The organism is Streptantibioticus rubrisoli (assembly GCF_024436055.1).
Taxonomy (GTDB): Bacteria; Actinomycetota; Actinomycetes; order Streptomycetales; family Streptomycetaceae; genus Streptantibioticus_A; species Streptantibioticus_A rubrisoli.
Window position 1 is genome coordinate 26,369 of record NZ_JANFNH010000028.1, and the last position, 18,594, is coordinate 44,962.

The 18,594-nt window shown below is 70.9% G+C and carries 13 protein-coding genes; 8 read left to right on the top strand and 5 right to left on the bottom strand.

Features of this window, described 5'->3' with window-relative positions:
- Window positions 1-169: 169 nt before the first annotated feature.
- The 8 genes from NON19_RS21415 to NON19_RS21450 all read left to right on the top strand — a co-directional run bounded on the left by NON19_RS21415 (window position 170) and on the right by NON19_RS21450 (window position 12,768).
- Window positions 170-1,873: an AMP-binding protein gene (locus tag NON19_RS21415; RefSeq protein WP_255930386.1), complete on the top strand. Its 1,704-nt coding sequence runs from the start codon at window positions 170-172 to the stop codon at window positions 1,871-1,873.
- Window positions 1,863-2,351 carry an acyl-CoA thioesterase gene (locus NON19_RS21420; RefSeq protein WP_255930387.1) on the top strand — a complete coding sequence of 163 codons (489 nt, stop codon included), beginning with the start codon at window positions 1,863-1,865 and terminating at the stop codon, window positions 2,349-2,351. The genes NON19_RS21415 and NON19_RS21420 overlap by 11 nt, the downstream gene beginning before the upstream one ends.
- Complete coding sequence (locus NON19_RS21425) at window positions 2,348-3,907, top strand: class I adenylate-forming enzyme family protein (RefSeq protein ID WP_255930388.1); 1,560 nt, start codon at window positions 2,348-2,350, stop codon at window positions 3,905-3,907. Before NON19_RS21420 ends, NON19_RS21425 begins: the two co-directional genes overlap by 4 nt.
- An 85-nt stretch (window positions 3,908-3,992) precedes the next feature.
- Complete coding sequence (locus tag NON19_RS21430; protein ID WP_255930389.1) at window positions 3,993-6,203, top strand: anthranilate synthase component I; 2,211 nt, start codon at window positions 3,993-3,995, stop codon at window positions 6,201-6,203.
- A gap of 104 nt (window positions 6,204-6,307) precedes the next feature.
- The gene (locus tag NON19_RS21435; RefSeq protein WP_255930391.1) at window positions 6,308-8,278 is read left to right on the top strand and encodes an FAD/NAD(P)-binding protein; all 1,971 of its coding nucleotides are present in this window, start codon (window positions 6,308-6,310) and stop codon (window positions 8,276-8,278) included.
- Entirely contained in the window at window positions 8,275-9,690 is a 1,416-nt protein-coding gene (locus tag NON19_RS21440; protein WP_255930393.1) for a nitrosuccinate lyase, read from the top strand. Before NON19_RS21435 ends, NON19_RS21440 begins: the two co-directional genes overlap by 4 nt.
- A 106-nt stretch (window positions 9,691-9,796) precedes the next feature.
- Entirely contained in the window at window positions 9,797-11,188 is a 1,392-nt protein-coding gene (locus tag NON19_RS21445; RefSeq protein ID WP_255930395.1) for a class II 3-deoxy-7-phosphoheptulonate synthase, read from the top strand.
- Between the two features lie 125 nt (window positions 11,189-11,313).
- Complete coding sequence (locus tag NON19_RS21450; RefSeq protein WP_255930397.1) at window positions 11,314-12,768, top strand: MFS transporter; 1,455 nt, start codon at window positions 11,314-11,316, stop codon at window positions 12,766-12,768.
- Window positions 12,769-12,817: 49 nt separating this feature from the next.
- Here NON19_RS21450 and NON19_RS21455 read toward each other — a convergent pair whose 3' ends face one another.
- The 5 genes from NON19_RS21455 to NON19_RS21475 all read right to left on the bottom strand — a co-directional run bounded on the left by NON19_RS21455 (window position 12,818) and on the right by NON19_RS21475 (window position 18,411).
- Window positions 12,818-13,738, bottom strand: coding sequence for a zinc-binding dehydrogenase (locus NON19_RS21455; protein ID WP_255930399.1), 921 nt, complete (start codon window positions 13,736-13,738; stop codon window positions 12,818-12,820).
- A 172-nt stretch (window positions 13,739-13,910) separates the two neighbouring features.
- Window positions 13,911-15,518, bottom strand: coding sequence for a multicopper oxidase family protein (locus tag NON19_RS21460; RefSeq protein WP_255930401.1), 1,608 nt, complete (start codon window positions 15,516-15,518; stop codon window positions 13,911-13,913).
- Complete coding sequence (locus NON19_RS21465) at window positions 15,515-15,964, bottom strand: hypothetical protein (protein ID WP_255930402.1); 450 nt, start codon at window positions 15,962-15,964, stop codon at window positions 15,515-15,517. Before NON19_RS21465 ends, NON19_RS21460 begins: the two co-directional genes overlap by 4 nt.
- A gap of 111 nt (window positions 15,965-16,075) precedes the next feature.
- A complete protein-coding gene (locus NON19_RS21470; protein WP_255930403.1) occupies window positions 16,076-16,723 on the bottom strand; it encodes a hemerythrin domain-containing protein in 648 nt (215 codons plus the stop codon).
- Between the two features lie 116 nt (window positions 16,724-16,839).
- The gene (locus NON19_RS21475; protein WP_255930404.1) at window positions 16,840-18,411 is read right to left on the bottom strand and encodes an MFS transporter; all 1,572 of its coding nucleotides are present in this window, start codon (window positions 18,409-18,411) and stop codon (window positions 16,840-16,842) included.
- Window positions 18,412-18,594: the final 183 nt, after the last annotated feature.

Here is an 18,594-nt window from a genome sequence, read left to right on the forward strand (position 1 = left end):
CAGGCCGCAGCTCAGGCCTGGCCGACCGGGCCCGCCCCGGGAAAACACAGCCGAAAAAACAGTCAAGGTCCCCGCACACCCGTGCGCGGGGACCTTTTCGCTGGTCGTACCACCTGGCCGTCTGTGTCCACCGTCCGTGATCCACATCTCCCAGCCAGGAGACGCACCGTTGAACGCTCCACCGAAACCGAGCTCCGGAACGGCTCATACCGACACGTTCGTACAAGACAACCTGCCGCCGGAATCACTGCAACCGGAATTCCTCTTCGACGAGCCCGCGGTGCGCTTCCCGGCTCGCCTCAACTGCGCCGCGGAGTTGGTCGACCGCGCGGTCGGGCCCGCGGGATGGGCGGATCGGCTGGCGATGCTCTCGCCCGAGGGCGTGCGCTGGACGTACGCGGAGCTGGACGCCGTGGTCTCCCGGATCGCCCATGTGCTCACCGAGGACATGGGTCTGGTGCCCGGCAACCGGGTCCTGCTCCGTGGCGTCAACAGTCCGCAGATGTCGGCCGTCTGGCTGGCGGTGATCAAGGCGGGCGGGGTGGTCGTCACCACCATGCCGCTGCTGCGCACCAAAGAGCTCGTCTACGTCATGGAGAAGGCGCGCATCAGCCACGTGCTGTGCGAACGCGCCCTTGACGCCGAGATGGTCGCGGCGGCCGCGCGGGCCCGTACCGGCGGCGCGCCCCGGATGATGTTCTTCCGCGACGAAACGGAGTCCGGTCTTGAGCATGCCATGGCGGCCAAGCCCGACCGGTTCACCGCGGTCGACACGGCGGCCACCGACCCCTGCCTGATCGGCTTCACCTCGGGGACCACCGGAGCGCCCAAGGCGACGGTGCACTCACACCGCGACGTGATGGCCATCTGCAACTCCTTCCCGAGGCATGTCCTCAAGGCCACCTGCGACGACCGGTTCATCGGATCGCCGTCGCTGGCGTTCACCTACGGTCTGGGTGGACTGCTGCTGTTCCCGCTGCACGTGGGGGCCTCGACGGTGCTGCTCGACCGGGGCGCGCCGAGCCATCTGGCCAGGGCGATAGGCGAGTTCAAGGCCACCATCTGCTTCAGCGGACCGACGGCGTACCGGATGATCGCCGCCGACCGGGAGCAGCACGACCTGTCCTCGCTGCGCGAGTGCGTCTCGGCCGGTGAGGCACTGCTGCCGGTGACCCGCAAGCTGTGGAAGCAGCACACCGGCATCGACCTGATCGACGGCCTCGGCTCCACCGAGATGCTGCACATCTTCATCTCGATGCGCGGTGAGGAGGGTCTGAACCGGCCGGGCGCCATCGGCCGGGCCGTCCCCGGCTACCGGACCGCCGTGCTCGACGAGGCGGGCCAGCCGCTGCCGCCGGGTGAGGTCGGCAGGCTCGCCGTGAAGGGACCCACCGGGTGCCGCTACCTCGATGACGAACGGCAGAAGGACTACGTCCGGGAGGGCTGGAACATCACGGGCGACGCCTGCTGGGCGGACGAGGACGGCTATCTGTACTACCACGCCCGGGTCGACGACATGATCGTCTCCGCGGGGTACAACATCTCGCCCGCCGAGGTCGAGGACGCCCTGCTCGCCCACCCCGCGGTGGCGGAGTGCGCAGTGGTCGGCGTGCCCGACAGCGAACGCGGCTCCCTCGTCCAGGCCCATGTGGTCCTGGCCGACGGGCACCGGCCGTCCGGCCAACTCGCCGAGGAGCTCCAGAAGTTCGTCAAGGAGTCGATCGCGCCCTACAAGTACCCGCGCGCCATCGAGTTCCGCGCGGAGTTGCCAAGGGCGGAGACGGGAAAGATCCAGCGTTTCCGGCTGCGTGCGGCGGTCGGTACCCAGGAGCCGAAAGAGGCGGTCAGTGCACCAGGAACCCATGGGAACTGAGAGAACCGGCCAAGCCGGATTCAGGCAGGACAAGCAGATCTGGTTCCACCACTGCGACCCGGCGGGCATCGTCTTCTACCCGCAGTACCTGCTGCTGATGAACGAGGTGCTGCAGGACTGGTTCCAGACCGCCCTCGGAGTCGACTACGCGGGGCTGTTCGCCGAGCGCCGGATCGGCATCCCCACCATTCGCCTGGAGTGCGACTTCCTGGCCCCCAGCAGGCTCGGCGACACGGTGGCCTTCACCCTGACCGTGCAGCGGATCGGCACGTCCTCGTTCGAGCTGCGCTTCGAGTGCACGGGTCAGGAGCCGCAGGACGTGCGGGTCAGGATCCGGGCGGTCCTGGTGACCATGTCGCTGGACGACCACCGGTCGGTTCCCATTCCGGAAGACATCAGGAAGGCCATGGAGCAGTACTGCGCGCCGTCGCAGGAATCCCGCGAAGCGTCCAACGTGAAAGAGGAAGAAGCCAAATGACGACTGATCTGTTGGAGCTCGACGGTCTGGGTGCCGGGAACTTCTTCCGGTTGGCCGCCGCCTCGGCGTCGGCCGCCGCGAAGAGCGTCATCGTGCTCGACCGGCCCTACCGGGACCCGGCCGGAGGGGTCCACAACGAGCTGACCCTGGCCGAGCTCGACGAGCTGACCGACCGGGTGGCGAGCGGCTTCTACCGTGATGGGATCCGGCCCAAGGACCCGGTGGCGGTGTTCGTGGCGGAAAGCGTGCGCTACCTCGTCCACTACATCGCGCTCACCAAGATCGGCGCGATTCCGGTCTTCCTCAACAGCCAGCTGGCGCCGGACATCGCGGCCCGGTTCATCAGCAACGTCGGCGCGGTCGCCGTGGTCTCTGACGCCGACCGGCTGACCGAGGACCGGGTGGGCCTGCCGTACTACGCGCAGGAGCCGTACGGCACCGAGCCGTTCAAGGTCTTCACCCACCAGGACAGCGACCCCGCCCTGATCGCGCACACCTCCGGTACCACCGGTGTGCCCAAGGCCGTGCAGTTCAACCACGGCGGGTTCTTCTACGGCATCAAGCGGCAGATCAAGGCCGATCTCGGTAGCCGTATCCTCTCCGTGCTGCCGCAGAGCCACGGCTCCGCGATCTCGGTGCTGATGTCATCGGTCGCCCGTGGCGCCACGGTGCTGCTGGCCACCGACCGCGAACCGCACAGCCTGGCCGCCGCCATCCAGGTCTTCCGTCCGCACCTCGTCGCGGGCTTCCCCAAGACCTTCGTCGACCTGTGCCGGATCGACCTGGACTCCTACGACTTCGGTTCGGTCTCCCGCTGGATGTCCACCGGCGACGCCAACCACGAGCGGCACATCAGGAAGCTGGTCAAGCTCGGCAACCACATCGACCGGGACGGTGTGCGGCGTCCCGGCTCGCTGTTCATCGACAACTTCGGCTCGTCCGAGTTCGGCTTCGCGATGTTCCGCACCGTCCACACGCCGACCAGCAACCGCTACGGGCGGTGCATAGGCAAGCCGTTCGCCTGGGTGGACGTGCAGATCTTCGACGCCGACGACGAGCCGGTGCCGCCGATGACCGTGGGCCGTCTCGCGCTGAAGTCGCCCACCGTCACGGCCGGTTACTGGAACAACTCGGTGCTCAGCGAGAAGAACCGGGTGCGGGGCTACTGGCTGACCGGCGATCTCGCCTACCGGGACGAGGACGGCTTGGTCTACCACGTCGACCGCACCACCGACCGCATCGTCACCCGGCAGGGCGTCATCTACAGCACCCAGACCGAGGAGTTGATCCTGCGCCGCTTCCCCGAGGTCTTCGACTGCACGCTGGTCGGCACCGAGGGGGCGGGCAAGGGCGAGGAGAAGCTGGTGCTCACCGTCGACCTGGCCGATCCCGACATCGACCTGGTGGACCTGCGCGGGCGGATCAACACCCTGCTCGCGCAGGAGGGCCAGCCGCTGGTCCAGACGATCCTGGCCAAGTCGGGCGAGGAGCACGTGGGCATCACCGGCAAGGCACTGAAGCGCACGATGCGCACCGTCTACGCCGACAAGTCGTAATCCGGCCCGGGCAACGGGCGACGGGGTGGTCCGCACGGGCCACCCCGTCGCCCGTTTCCGGCCACATCCAGACGAGGGAGTGTCAATGTCCACGCTCAAGACGTCCGAGGGACGACCGGACGGCATGGGCGCCGACGGGCGGTGGAGCACGGCGGGCGGAGTGCGGATCACCCGCGAGAGTCGGCGGCTGCCGGACGCCCGTACCGCTCGGGTCCGGTTGGAGAACGCCCTGGACGAGCGCCGCGGGATGCTCGTCTTCCGCGGCCATGACCGGGCCGTCGGCTTCGTGGATCCGCCGGTCGAGATCGCCTTCGCCGGTGGCCGCCTTACGGTGCGGGCGCTGAACGAGCGGGGTGCCGTGCTGCTGCCCGTGTTGCGCGGCGCGCTGGACGGCGTGCTGGGCGAACCGGGGGAGGTGCCCGGCGGGTTCGGCGGTCGGGTGCTCGCCACGCAGGCCGAGACCTTCGCCGAGGAGGACCGCACACGGCATGCCGGTGTCTTCTCCGCACTGCGTGCGCTGATCGCCGCGATGGCCGCGCCCGACGACCAACTACTGGGCCTTTACGGTGCGTTCGGTTACGACCTGATCTTCCAGTTCGAGCAGATCGAGCTGCACCAGCCGCGCCGCCCGGACGACCGGGACCTGGTGCTGCAACTGCCTGACGAGATCCTTGAGTTCGATCTGCGCCGCGACGAGGTGGTCCGCCACCGGTACGAGTTCGCCACCGAGCGAGCGCACACGACCGGACTGCCCAGGCGGACCTCCGCCGAACCGTTCGTGCCCGGCACCACCACCGAGCCGCGCGACCACCGCCCGGGCGAGTACGCCGAGGTGGTCGAGCGGGCGAAGCCGCTGTTCCGGTCGGGGGACCTGTTCGAGGTCGTGCCAGGGCAGCTCTTCCGGCGCGGCTGCGTACAGCCGCCCTCGGAGCTCTTCCGTCGGCTGTGGCAGCGCAATCCCGCGCCGCACAGCCTGCTGGTGAACCTCGGCGAAGGGGAGTACCTCGTCGGCGCCTCGCCGGAGATGTTCGTCCGGGTCCGGCACGACCACGGCACGGACGGTGCCGGGCTGCTGGTCGACTCCTCGCCGATCAGCGGGACCATCGCCCGTGGCCGCGACGCGCTGGAGGACGCGGCCCAGGTGCGCGCACTGCTCGGCTCCCTGAAGGAGGAGTCCGAGCTGACGATGTGCACCGACGTGGACCGCAACGACAAGGCCAGGGTGTGCGTGCCCGGTTCGGTACGGGTCACCGGCCGCCGCACCATCGAGATGTACTCCGCCCTCATCCACACGGTGGACCACGTCGAGGGGCGGATCCGCCCGGGTCTGGACGCGCTGGACGGCTTCCTCGCCCACCTGTGGGCGGTCACCGTCACCGGTGCCCCCAAGCTGGCCGCGGTGGAGTTCCTGGAGCGCGAGGAGCGCTCGCCGCGGCGTTGGTACGGCGGTGCGGTCGGCAGCGTCGGGTTCGACGGCTCGCTCGACACCGTCCTGACGCTGCGCACCATCCAGATACGCGACGGGGTCGCCACCGTTCGCGCCGGTGCGACGCTGCTGCACGACTCGTCGCCGCAGGACGAGGAGGCCGAGACCGAGTTGAAGGCCAAGGCCCTGCTGGAGGTGCTCGACCCACCCGCCCCGGTCGCCCCGACGATGGCGGTGACCCGCTCCGCGCCCGGGGCGGGAGTGCGCATCCTGCTCGTCGACCACCGGGACTCCTTCGTCCACTGCCTGGCCGACTACCTGCGGCAGACCGGTGCCGAGGTCACCACATACCGCAGTGGCCGCCATCTTCCGCTGCTGGAGCGGGAGTTGCCGGACCTGCTGGTCCTGTCGCCGGGGCCGGGCCGCCCGGCGGACTTCCAGCTGGCGGCCACCCTCAAGGAGGCCGAGCGGCTGGGCCTGCCGGTCTTCGGCGTCTGCCTGGGACTGCAGGGTCTGGTGGAGCACTACGGCGGTCAGCTCGGTGTGCTCGACGAACCGGTGCACGGCAAGGCGTCACGGGTGCGGGTGACCGACCCGGACTGCGGGCTGTTCGCCGGTCTGCCGCAGACGTTCGAGGTCGGCCGCTACCACTCGCTGTACGCCGAAGCCGCGGCGCTGCCCGAGGAGTTGCGGGTGACCGCGACGGCCGATGACGGCGTGGTGATGGCCCTGGAGCACGTGAGCAGGCCGCTGGCCGCCGTCCAGTTCCACCCTGAGTCGATCATGACCGCCGGTGGCCGGGCCGGTCAGCGTGTCGTCGACAACGCCGTAGCGGCTCTCGGCCGCCGCTTGCTGCCCGCACCGCGGTGACCAGCGGTGCGGGCGTGGGCCCGGCGGAGCCGCGTCCGGGTAGCCGGGGTCGCTCAGGCCGTACGGTACCGCGACGCCCCCTTTCCCGTGGAGTGGAGAACACTTTGGAGACCGGACAGTTGGAGATCTGCATCGTTGGCGCCGGACCCCGCGGCCTGTCGGTGCTGGAGCGACTGTGCGCCTGTGAGCGAAAGTCACCCTCGGCCGACCGGGTCACGGTGCACCTGGTCGACCCCGACTCGCCAGGACCCGGCCGGGTCTGGCGCACCGGGCAGTCCGGGGTCCTGCTGATGAACACCGTGGCGTCCCAGGTCACCGTGTTCACCGACGACAGCGTGGAGATCGGCGGCCCGATCGAGGAGGGACCGAGCCTGTACGAATGGGCTCGGTCCCTGGCGGTGCACGGCGCGGCCGGGGGCTGCTCAGCCGAGACGCTGGCCGAGGCCCGCCGTCTGGGGCCCGACTCCTATCCGACCCGCGCCTTCTACGGCCACTACCTGGAATGGTGCTACCGGCGGATCGTCGCCGGAGCGCCGGACCACCTCGCGATCCGTCCGTGGCGGCTACGGGCGGTGGCGCTGTGGGACGGCGAGGAGGGACCCGGCGGGTCGCAGACCGTGCGGCTCGCGGACGGCAGCCGGTTGACCGGGCTGTCGGCGGTGGTGCTGGCCCAGGGCCATGTGGACGTGGTGCCGTCGGCGGCCGAGCAGCGGCTCGGCGCGTTCGCGGGCCGGCACGGTCTGCGGTACGTCCCACCGGCCAATCCGGCCGACCTCGACCTCTCCGCGGTCGCCCCGGGTGAAACGGTCCTGCTGCGTGGCCTCGGGCTGAACTTCTTCGACCACATGGCCCTGTTCACCATCGGCCGCGGCGGTACGTTCGAGCGGGTCGAGGACCGGCTCGTCTACCGGCCGTCCGGCAGGGAGCCGCGGATGTACGCGGGTTCGCGCCGCGGCGTCCCGTACCACGCGCGAGGGGAGAACGAGAAGGGTCCGCACGGCCGCTACCTGCCGAAGCTGCTCACCGTCGGATGGATCGAGGCCCGGCGCGCCAGGTCGAGCGCTGGTGAACCGGCCGTCTTCCGAACCGAGTTGTGGCCGCTGATAGCCAAGGAGGTGCAGAGCGTCTACTACGCGGCTCTGCTGGCCGACTGCCAACCGGACGCGGACGCGGCCGACTTCACCGAGCGCTACCTGGCCACGGCGGACGAGGCCGCCGAGCAGGCGCTGCTGGACGCCGTGGGCATCCCCGCCGCCGACCGCTGGGACTGGGCGTGGATCGCCCGGCCGTACGGCGACCGCCGGTTCACCGGGCTCGCCGACTTCCAGTCCTGGCTGCTCGACCACCTCGACCGCGATGTACGCGAGGCCAGGGCGGGCAACGTCAGCGGCCCGCTCAAGGCGGCCCTCGACGTCCTGCGCGACCTGCGCAACGAGGTCCGCCTCGCGGTCGACCACGGCGGGCTGGACGGCGACTCGCACCGCGACGATCTGGACGGCTGGTACACCCCGCTCAACGCGTTCCTGTCCATCGGCCCGCCGGTCTCCCGCATCGAGGAGATGATCGCCCTCATCAACGCGGGCGTCCTCACCGTGATCGGCCCGGGCCTGGCGGTGGACACCGAGGAGGACGGCACCCAGCCACCGGCGTTCGTGGCGACGTGCGACATTCCGGGTGTGACGGTGCGCGCCTCCGTACTGATCGAGGCCCGGCTGCCCGAGCCGGACCTGCGCCGCACCGCCGACCCCCTGCTGCGGCAGCTGATGGAGAGCGGCCAGTGCCGCCCGTACCGGATCCGCTCGGCAGGCGGTGGCGAGTACGAGACGGGCGGCCTCGCGGTCTCCGAGCGCCCGTACCACCTCATCGACGCGGCGGGGCGCCGCCATCCGCGGCGGTTCGCCTACGGCGTCCCCACCGAGTCGGTGCACTGGGTCACCGCCGCGGGCATCCGCCCCGGGGTCGGTTCGGTCACCCTGGCCGACTCCGACGCCATCGCCCGTACCGTGCTCGCCCTGCCGCCCGTCACCGAGCGGGAAGCGGTGCCGGGCGGCGGCCGGACGGAGGTGGCGCGATGAGCACCTCCCAAGTGCCGTGCCCCGATGCCCCGTTGGACGCCGGGTTGCTGTCGCCGGTCCGCGCGGGCACGGCGGTCGAACGGGCGACCTGCGACCGGGCGTGGCTACAGGCCATGCTCGACGCGGAAGCGGCGCTCGCCAGGGCACAGGCCAGCCTCGGCACCCTGCCGGAGCGCGCCGCCAGGGCCATCACCGCCGCCGCCGACGCCGACCGTCTCGACCTGCGCGCCGTGGCGGTGGAAGCCCGGGAGACCGCCAACCCGGTCGTCGGCCTGGTGCGGGCGTTCACCGCGGTGGTGGCCGCCGAGTGCCCGGACGCCGCCGAGTACGTGCACCGCGGCTCCACCAGCCAGGACATCCTGGACACCGGTGCCATGCTGGTCGCCACCCGGGCACTGCGGCTCATCCGTTGCGATCTCGCCCGCGCCGCAAGCGCGTTGGCGACGCTCGCCGCCAGGCACCGGGAGACCCCGATGGCGGGTCGCACGCTGGCCCTGCACGCGGTGCCGACCACCTTCGGGTTGAAGGCGGCGGGCTGGCGTGAGCTGGTGCTCGACGCGGACGAGCGGCTGGGGCGGCTGGCCGACGGCGGGTTGCCGGTCGCGCTCGGCGGTGCGGCCGGGACACTCGCCGGGTACCTGGAGTACGCCCGCATCGGTGCCGGTCACAACGGCGTCGTGCCGGACGCCTACCTCGACGAGCTCACCGCGGCCTTCGCCGAGCAGACCGGACTGGCCGTGCCCGTACTGCCGTGGCATGCGCTGCGCACCCCGGTCGCGGACCTCGCCGCCGCCCTCGCCCACACCGCGGGCGCCCTCGGCAAGCTGGCCGTGGACGTCCAGGTGCTGGCCAGGACGGAGATCGCCGAGGCCACCGAACCCGGCGCCGCCGGGCGCGGTGCCTCCTCCGCCATGCCGCACAAACGCAACCCGGTACTGGCCACCCTGGTCCGCTCCGCCGCCCTGCAGGTGCCCGCGCTCGCCGCCGTGCTGACGCAGTGCCTGGCCACCGAGGACGAGCGGTCCGCGGGAGCCTGGCACGCCGAGTGGCAGCCGCTGCGCGAGTGCCTGCGGCTGGTCGGTGGCGCGGCGTCCTGCGCCGCGGAACTCGCCGAAGGGCTGTGCGTGAACCCGCAGCGGATGCGCGCCAACCTGGAGCTCACCGGCGGCCAGATCGTCTCCGAGCGCGCCAGCGCGGTGCTCGCGCCCGCACTGGGCAAGGCAGCGGCCAAACGGCTCCTGTCCACCGCGTCCCAGCAGGCGGCACAGTCCGGCACACCGCTGGGCGATGTGCTCGCCGCCCTGCCCGAGGTCAGGGAAGTGCTGAGCCCGCAGGAACTGGTCGACCTGCTCGACCCCGCCCACTACACCGGGGCGGCCGGTGCGCTGGTCGACCGGGCGCTGCGACGGTGAGGCCAGCTTCGGTGCGCCCGCTACCAGCCAACGCCGTCAACCGCCTTCTCCGCAGCCAAGACAAGGGGGATGCGGGGGGTCGTCCCGACCCCCCGCGAGCAACGCCATGACTACCAACCAACCGAGTCAGCCCGGCCGTGAACCGGGCCGCCCCACCGCCTCCCGAAGCGCCGCGCGGACCGTCCGCTCCTGGCGCGGCCTGCCCGCCGCCCAGCAGCCTGACTGGCCTGACCCGGCGGCCCTGGCCGCCACCACCGCCGAGCTGAGCGCCCTTCCACCGCTGGTGTTCGCCGGGGAGTGCGACCTGCTGCGCCGCCGACTGGCGGCCGTCGCACGCGGCGAGGCGTTCGTCCTCCAGGGCGGCGACTGCGCGGAGACGTTCGACGCCGTCTCAGCGGAGCAGATCCGCGACAAGCTGCAGACGATGCTGCAGATGTCGGCGGTGCTGGCCTACGGCGCGGCGCTGCCGGTGGTGAGCATCGGCCGGATCGCCGGTCAGTACGCCAAGCCGCGTTCCGAGCCGGTCGAGACGCGGGACGGGGTCACGCTTCCCACCTACCGCGGTGACGCCGTCAACGGCCTGGACTTCACGGCGCGGTCACGCACTCCGGACCCGGACCGGCTCAAGCGGATGTACCAGTCATCGGCCGCCACACTGAATCTTCTGAGGTCCTTCACCGCGGGCGGATTCGCCGACGTGAGCCAGGTGCACGAGTGGAACCGGGAATTCGTCGCGGATTCCCCGGCCGGTCGCCGGTACGAGGAACTGGCCGCGGAGATAGACGCCGCGCTGCGCTTCATGCGGGCCTGCGGCGCCGACCCGGCCACCATGCGTTTCGACGAGTTCTTCACCAGCCACGAGGCGCTGCTGCTGGACTACGAATCCGCGCTGACCAGGGTCGACAGCCGCACCGGGAAGCTGTACGACCTGTCCGGGCACATGGTGTGGATCGGCGAGCGGACCCGCCAACTGGACGGCGCCCACATCGAGTTCGCCGCCCGGGTGGCCAATCCGGTCGGGGTGAAACTCGGACCGGACGCCACCGCGGATACCGCCCTGGCGCTCATCGACCGTCTTGATCCGAATCGGGAACCTGGCCGGTTGATGTTCATTACCCGCATGGGCGCGGATAAGATAAGGGATGTGCTACCGGAACTGGTCGCGAAGGTAGCGGTTTCGGGGGCACAGGTCGTCTGGTCCTGCGATCCGATGCATGGCAACACGTTCAAGTCGGGGGGTTACAAAACCCGCCGACTTGACCACATAGTCGACGAGGTGAAGGGGTTCTTCGAGGTGCACCGCGCCCTCGGGACACATCCCGGGGGAATTCACATCGAATTGACGGGGGGACATGTGACGGAATGCCTTGGCGGCGCACATGAGGTCACCGACGGGGACCTCCACCTGAAGTACGAGAGCGCATGCGATCCGCGACTGAACCGGAACCAGTCCCTCGACCTCGCTTTCCTCGTCGCCGAGATGTTCCGCGGCGCCTGATCCGCCGCCGCACGCAATCCGCGATCGCTCGAGACTCCAGCGGCTTTGTCTCTGGAACAACTAGCCAGGATGTGTCCATGTCTCTTGCCACGACGCGCAGTTCAGGTGTCGCACAGCACGCCCGTATGCCTCCGCAACGTCCCACTCTGGTGCTGATGTGCGTCTGCGTGCTCACCCTGCAGTCGCTGGTCGCGGCGATCAACCTCGCGATAGCCAAGCTCTCGGCGAGCAGTCTGCATCCCAGTTCCTCGCAGATGCTGTGGATCGTCGACGCCTATGTGATCGTGTTCGCGGGGCTGCTGATACCCGCCGGAGCGCTCGGCGACCGGTTAGGCCGCAAAGGCCTGCTGCTGCTGGGAATCGGCGTCTTCTGCGCGGGGGCCGCGATGAGTGCGGCGGCGTCCGGTGTCGCCGTGCTCATCGCGGGGCGCGGCCTGGCCGGGGCCGGTGCGGCACTGGTGATGCCGGCCTCGATGTCGGTGCTGCTGCACGTGGTGCCCGCTGAGCGCCGCCCCTCCGCGATCGCCAGTTGGAGCGCGGCCGTCGCCATCGGCGGCATCGTCGGCAACGCCGGGGGCGCGGTGATCCTGCAGTACTTCTCCTGGCGGGTGCTGTTCTGGGTGTACGTGCCCGTCTCGCTGGTGCTGCTGTCGGTGGTGGCGCTGGTGACCCCGCGTACCCGCCGCAACCCGGCGTCGCTCGACCTGGTCGGGTCCGTGCTGCTGGTCCTCGGGCTGGTGCCGCTGCTGTTCAGCATCATCGAGGGGCCGGAGCTCGGCTGGGGGTCGGTGCCGGTGCTCGGCGGCTTCGCCGCCACCGTGGTTCTGCTGACCGCCTTCACCCGCTACGAACTGCGCACCGCCCACCCGCTGCTCGACCCGCGGCTGTTCAAGCTGCCGCGTCTGCGTTCCGGCACCGTCGGTGTCGGCGCCTCGTTCTTCGGCATGTTCGCGCTGTTCTACGTCAACGCCCAGTTCCTGCAGTACGTCAAGGGTTTCTCACCGTTGCAGACCGGGCTGGCCATCGTGCCGATGGCGGTCGGGATGATGGTGGTCACCCAGGCGAGCGTGAGCTGGGCCCGGCGGATCGGTGCGCGGACCACCATCGGCATCGGACTGCTGCTGCTGGTGGTCGGGCTACTGCTGCTGTCCACGGCGACGCGGGCCACGCCGTACCTGCTCTACACCGTCTACCTCATGGTGATGGCGCTCGGTGTCGGCATGGCCATGCCGTCGCTGTCAGCGGGCGTGGTCTCCTCGCTGCCGCAGCACCAGGCGGGCGTGGGTTCCGGACTCAACAGCGCGGCCCGGGAGTTGGGGGCGGCGCTGGGCATCGCCACCATCGGTACCGTGCTCAGCATCCGGTTCACCGATCAGCTGCCGTCCGCGCTGGCCGGGCACGTCCACTCCGCGTCGGCCGCGCTGGCCGAGGCGGCGAAGCACGGTGCCGCACTGCACTCCGAGGTGGTGGTCGACTTCGCCAACGCGGTCGCCGTCGGCTACCGGGTCACCGCCGGGCTGCTGTTCGTTCTCGCCGTGATCGCGTTCTCGGGGTTCGGCGCGCGCCGGGCCGCTCGGTGACGGCGGGGCCGCACCGGGTCCGGCGCGCGCCGCCTCCCCCCGCGACCGGTCAGATGGTCAGTACCACCTTGCCGTTGACCTGGCGCTGGGCGAGAGCGCGCAGCGCCGGTTCGGCGTCGGTCCATGGGGCGACCGTGGCCACCTGAGGGTCGAGCAGGCCGTCGGCCACCCGCTGGACGAGGAAGCCGAGGTCCCGGGTGACCGGGTGCGCCGGCAACTCGTGGAAGAGGTGGACATAGCGCAGTTGGACGCCCGGCCTGGCGTGGCCCCAGTCCACCGGCAGGTTGAGTTCGCTGCGGGTGGTGTTGCCGTAGACGATGACCTTGCCACCGGGCACCACCAGGCGGTAGGCCCGGTTCAGTACCTGCCCGCCCACGCTGTCGACCAGTACGTCGACCGGCCCGGTCTCCTCCGCGTCGTAGGTGCTGACGGCCGCCGCGCCGAGTTCCCGCAGGCCCTTGGCGCGCTCCGCGGAGCCGACCCAGGCGACCACCCGGGCTCCGGAGGCGGCCGCCAGTTGGACCGCCATCCGGCCGACGCCGCCGCCCGCACCGGTGACCAGCACCGTACGGCCGAGGAGCAGCCCGGCGTGGCGCAGCGCGTAGAGCGCGGTGAGGCCGACGACCGGGATCGCGGTGGCGGCGGTCCAGTCCAGATCGTCCGGTACCGGGGTGAGCCGGGCGGTGTCCGCCGCCGCCAGTTCGCTCCAGCCCGCGCCGTCGGCCAGGCCGGTGACCCGGGTTCCGGCCGCTGGTCCGCTGCCGTCGGCCGCAGGACGCAGCACGGTGCCCGCGATGTCCCAGCCGAGCTGGGAACCGGGCGGGAGCATGGCCATCATGGACAGCTCACCGCGGTTGACGGCCACCGCGCGCACCTCGACCAGCGCCTGACCGGGGCGCGGTTCGGGCTCCGGCACATCGGCCATGCGCAGCCCGAAGCCACTGTCTTCCGTCGTGACGAGTGCCTTCACCCGGCAACCACCTTCACTCCAGTGACCAGTTGGACCGCCTCTTCGGTTCGAGACTGGGATCAGGCGCTGGTGAACCAGTGGTGCGCAGGTGAGGAGGCGATGGGAGCACGGGCGAGCCGGTGACCGCGGCACCCCCGCGCGACGGGGGCGCGCAGGGATGCCGCGGCAGATCTCATTCGGTGACGAAGTCGGCCATCATGGCCATGTCCTCGTGCTCCAGGTTGTGGCAGTGCAGCATGAACTTGCCCGGGTAGTCGGTGAATCGGGTGACGACCTCGACCGCCTCCGACGGGCGCAGGCTGACCGTGTCCTTCCAACCCGCGTCGTACGGACCCGGATCGGCGTCGTTGCGCGAGACCACCTGGAAGTGCTCCAGGTGCAGGTGGACGGGGTGATGGAAGTCGCTGACGAACCGCCACACCTCGGTGGTGCCGAGTTTCGGCCGGGCCAGGGTGCGACCGGGCTGGTACAGCTCGCCGTTGATCGTCCAGCCGCCCTTCTCGCTCTGCTGGAAGGCGAAGGTACGGGTCACCGCCGCCTTGCCCGGGTCCAGTGCGGCCAACTCGCTGAGCTGGTCGGGCACATGGGAGTCGTCGGCGGGTGGGCGCCCGGACGGGGAGAGGTCGAACCGCATCACCTCGCTGGTGGGCCCCGAGCCGAACCGGTTGATCAGCCGCACCTTCGTGCCGGGACGGTAGCGGGAGAAGTCGACCACCACGTCGAGGCGTTCGGCGGGGGAGAGCTCCAGGGCGTCGTGCCGCACCGGCCGCGCCAGCAGCCCGCCGTCGCCGCCGATCTGTACGAACGCCGCGCCGCCCGGCGGTTGCGGGCTCAACTCCAGCCGGTAGTCGCGGGCGTTGGAGGCATTCAGCAGCCGCAGCCGGTAGCGCACCCGGTCGGCCTGGAGCACCGGCCATGGCGCTCCGTTGACCAGCACGACATCGCCGAGCACCCCGTTGGTGTACGCGTCGGTCACTCCGGCCCTGTGCATGGCGGGGTCGATCGCCGGGTACCGGAAGGAGCCGTCCGCGGCGAAGGACCGGTCGGCGATCATCAGGGGGATGTCCCGTTCGCCGCGCGGGAGCGGTAGGGCGTCCTCCTCGTCGTCGTGGACGAGGTGGAAGCCCGCGAGCCCCTTCCAGACACCCGGTCCGGTGAAGCCCATCCGGTGGTCGTGGTACCACAGGGTCGCCGCCCGCTGGTTGACCGGATAGGTGTAGCTGCGCTCGCCGTGGGCGATGTCACCGGACATCCGCGGCATGCCATCCATCCCCGGCATGTCCATACCGGCCATCGGATCGCCGCCACCGGACACCGGCATGACCAGGTCGACCGGGTAGCCGTCGCTGGCCGCCGGGGTGTGGCCGCCGTGCAGATGCACCACGACCGGCTGCGGCAGCTCGTTGCGGTGCCGCACGACGGTGCGCCGTCCGGAGCGCGAGACGATCGTCGGCCCCGGGAAACTGCCGCCGTACGTCCAGGCCCTGGTGCGCAGCCCGGGCAGGATGTGCAGGTCGGCCTGGTGCTGGGTGATCTCGTAGCTGTCGCTCGTGCCGTCGGAACGCGCCGGTTCGAGCACCGGCGGTACCGGCAGCGGCACCTGGTACGGCCTGGGCAGCGGCACCTGGCTGGGCAGCAGATGGCCCGGCCTGCCCTGGCCCTGCAGCAACGGCCAGCCGACGGCGGCGATCGCGCCGACGCCCACCACCGCGGAGCCCGCGCCGATGAACCGGCGCCGGGTCAGCCGCCGGGCCGCCGCGGGTGTGCCGCCCGCACTCATGAGGAGACCCCGATCGGCTCGTCGGCCGCCTCGGTGTGCCGCCCGCCGTCCGCGGCCGGTAGCGGGGTCCGCCAGGACCAGCCGGTGAGCAGCAGCAGGCAGGCCACCACGATCACGCCGAGCGTGACGTGCGCCGCCAGCACCCGGGAGAACCCGAGGCCCGTCTGTCCCACCAGTGCGATCAGCAGCAGCAGGGTGGTCGGCAGCAGCCATGCGGGAACGCGCCCGGCGCGTCGGACCAGGAAGGCGGCGACGGCCTGTACGACGGCGACCGCGACGATGACCATGGCGGTGATCCGGTGCGCCTTGAGCATGTCGTAGTGCCCGTTGAGGAAGCTGCCCGCGAGGGACGTCTCAGCCAGGCTGAGGAGCGCTTCGAGGGTGGCGATGGTGCGGAATAACAGGAGGGGCCAGCGCGGCGGTAGCGGCGCTTGGGGCTCTTTCACTGCTGACTTCTCTCCAACGGCCGGCCCCGGCTGCCGCCGAGGCGCCGGGGCCGGCGAAACGGAAGGGACGGGACTGCGGTTCGCCGCCGCGAGCCGGGCTGGCGGCGGCGGTCAGGCGCGCGCGAGTTTCCACGGCGACTGCCGCACGTAGCGCGGACGCCACACGGCACGGTAGATCAGCCGCAGTGGCGCGGGCAGCAGCCCCAGCACCCTGCGCTGGGTGGCCTCCGGGGCGCCGTCGAGCAGCCAGGGGAAGAACGCGGGGCCGCCCTTGATGCCGACGTTGCGCCGCTGCTCGGCGCCGAAGGACGCCCACTCCTCGGGGGTGAGCACCGACTGCAGCAGCGGCAGCGCCTCGGCCTCCTCGTGGTCGAGGTGGCCGAGCAGCGTGGTGGACAGGTCCTCCGTGTACTCCCGCAGCCTTAACCGGTTGGACTCGGCGATCGCGGTGTCGACGGCGTCCATCATGGGGTCGAGCTCCGCGTGCTCGGCCTCCATCTCCTCCAGCAGCCGCAGGTCGTCGGGCCGGTTGGCGAGCTTCTTGCGCATGATCGGCCAGAGCGCCACGTCCTCGGCGGTGTGATGGATCGTCAGGTAGTTCTTGAACGTCTGCCAACCCGCCTTGTACGCCGCCCAGTTCTGCGTCCCGTCCGATGCCGACACCAGGAGCGTCAGGTCGCGCCGGAAAGCGTTGTGGGTGGCGTACATCATCGTCAGGTCGATGCGGCTGTTGGTGCTGGGTTCCGCGTTGGTGCTCAAGGGGTGACTTCCTTGTCGTCATGTGCCCGGTGGCACGTGGGTGTTGTTCGTCCGGGCCGCTGGCTGGCACCGGCGAAGGGGGTGCCGGTGCCGCCCGTGGCCACCGCGTGCCCGCGTCAGATGACGACGCCGGCGTTCTTGCTCGCGGCCGCTTCCTCGGCCGAGACGCGGATGACCGCGGCGGCGATCAGGCACGCGCCGACCAGCACGAAGCCGCCCACCAGGAACGCGATGCTCCACCCGTGGGTGAGCGAGTCGAAGATGGCGTGCTTCAACTGGGGCGGCATCGACCCGGCTTCGGAGGCGCTGTGGTTGTTCATCTGCTGCGCGGCGGCGCTGCCCAGCAGCGAGGTGACCCGGTTCTTGGTGGCGGTGGCGGCGATCGTGCCGAGCACCGCGAGCCCGAGCGCGCCACCCACCTGCTGGCCGGTGTTGAGCAGGGCGGAGGAGACACCCGACTCCTCGTCCCGCACCCCCGCGACGGCCGACAGGGTCAGCGGTACGAAGCACAGGCCCACGCCGCCGCCGAACAGCAGCAGCGGACCGAGCAGGTCGGAGGTGTAGCCGCCGGTCGGGCTGAGCCTGGAGAGCCAGAAGAGGCTGGCCGCCGACAGCAGCGTGCCCACCAGCAGCACCGGCCGCGGCCCCGTACGGTCGAGTACCTTGCCGCACACGCCCGACATGACACCGGCGCCGACCGCGAAGGTCAGGAAGGTGAAACCGGTCTTCAGCGGGCTGTACGCGAGGACGATCTGCATGAAGAGGGTCAGGAAGTAGAAGACCGCGATCAGCGCCGCACCGAGGGTGAGCATGATCGCGTACGCGCCGGAGCGGTTGCGGTTGGCGAACAGCCGTAGCGGCATCAGTGCCGAGCGGCTGCGGGCCTCGATGAGCACGAAGGCCGCCAGGATCAGGCCGCCGGCGATCAGCGGAACGATGGTGCCCGTCTCGCCCCAGGTGTGCGAGGCGGCGTGGATGAAGCCGTAGACCAGCAGGGTCATGCCAGCGGTCGCGGACAGGGCGCCCGCCAGGTCGAGTTGACCGCGGTTGCGCTGGGACTCGCGGAACGCCCGGGGCGCGGCGAGCAGTGAGAACAGGCCGATCGGCACGTTGACGAAGAGCACCCACCGCCAGCTGAGCTGGTCGGTGAAGACGCCGCCCAGTACGTTGCCGAGCGCGCCGCCCGCGCCGGACACCGCCGCGTAGATGCCCATGGCGCGGTTGCGCTCGCTGCCCTCGGCGAAGGTGCCGGCCAGCAGGGCGAGCGCGGAGGGCGCCACCAGCGCGCCCGCGACGCCCTGCGCGGTACGCGCGGTCAGCAGCCAGGCCTGGCCGGTCGCCATACCGCCGAACAGGGACGCGGCGGTCAGCACGACCAGCCCCGCGATCAGGGTCCTGCGCTGGCCCCACATGTCGGCGATGCGCCCGCCGAGCAGCAGCAGGCCGCCGAAGGCGAGCGCGTAGGCGTTGACCACCCACTCCAGGCTGGTCGGGGAGAGTTTGAGGGCCGTCTGGATCGACGGCAGGGCGACGTTCACGATCGAGACGTCGAGCACCACCATCAGCTGGGCGATCGCGATGACCGCCAGTGCCAGGCCCTTGTGGGTACTGGCGGTCGTGGGGGCGAGGTCCACCGGTGGTGAGGCGTTCAGCTGGGACGCCGCCGAACGGCCGCTGGATTCGGGCACGAGTCACTCCCTGTCATGAGCTCTCGATACGTGGATGCGTGACGAACGTCGAAGCGGACGAGCAATGTGTGGAGCAAGAAGCTCCGAATCTATGGAACAGTGTGTACCTAAAACCTGTTCGGTGCAAGCTGTTCCGGTGTGCCCGCCGCACTGATCGACAAGGGCCGTGCACCGCCTCCGTGA

Coding starts and splice junctions, on each gene's coding strand:
- NON19_RS21420 (WP_255930387.1), top strand. CDS start 1,863: ATGGGAACTGAGAGAACCGGCCAAGCCGGATTCAGGCAGGACAAGCAG.
- NON19_RS21425 (WP_255930388.1), top strand. CDS start 2,348: ATGACGACTGATCTGTTGGAGCTCGACGGTCTGGGTGCCGGGAACTTC.
- NON19_RS21430 (WP_255930389.1), top strand. CDS start 3,993: ATGTCCACGCTCAAGACGTCCGAGGGACGACCGGACGGCATGGGCGCC.
- NON19_RS21440 (WP_255930393.1), top strand. CDS start 8,275: ATGAGCACCTCCCAAGTGCCGTGCCCCGATGCCCCGTTGGACGCCGGG.
- NON19_RS21445 (WP_255930395.1), top strand. CDS start 9,797: ATGACTACCAACCAACCGAGTCAGCCCGGCCGTGAACCGGGCCGCCCC.
- NON19_RS21450 (WP_255930397.1), top strand. CDS start 11,314: ATGCCTCCGCAACGTCCCACTCTGGTGCTGATGTGCGTCTGCGTGCTC.
- NON19_RS21460 (WP_255930401.1), bottom strand. CDS start 15,518: ATGAGTGCGGGCGGCACACCCGCGGCGGCCCGGCGGCTGACCCGGCGC.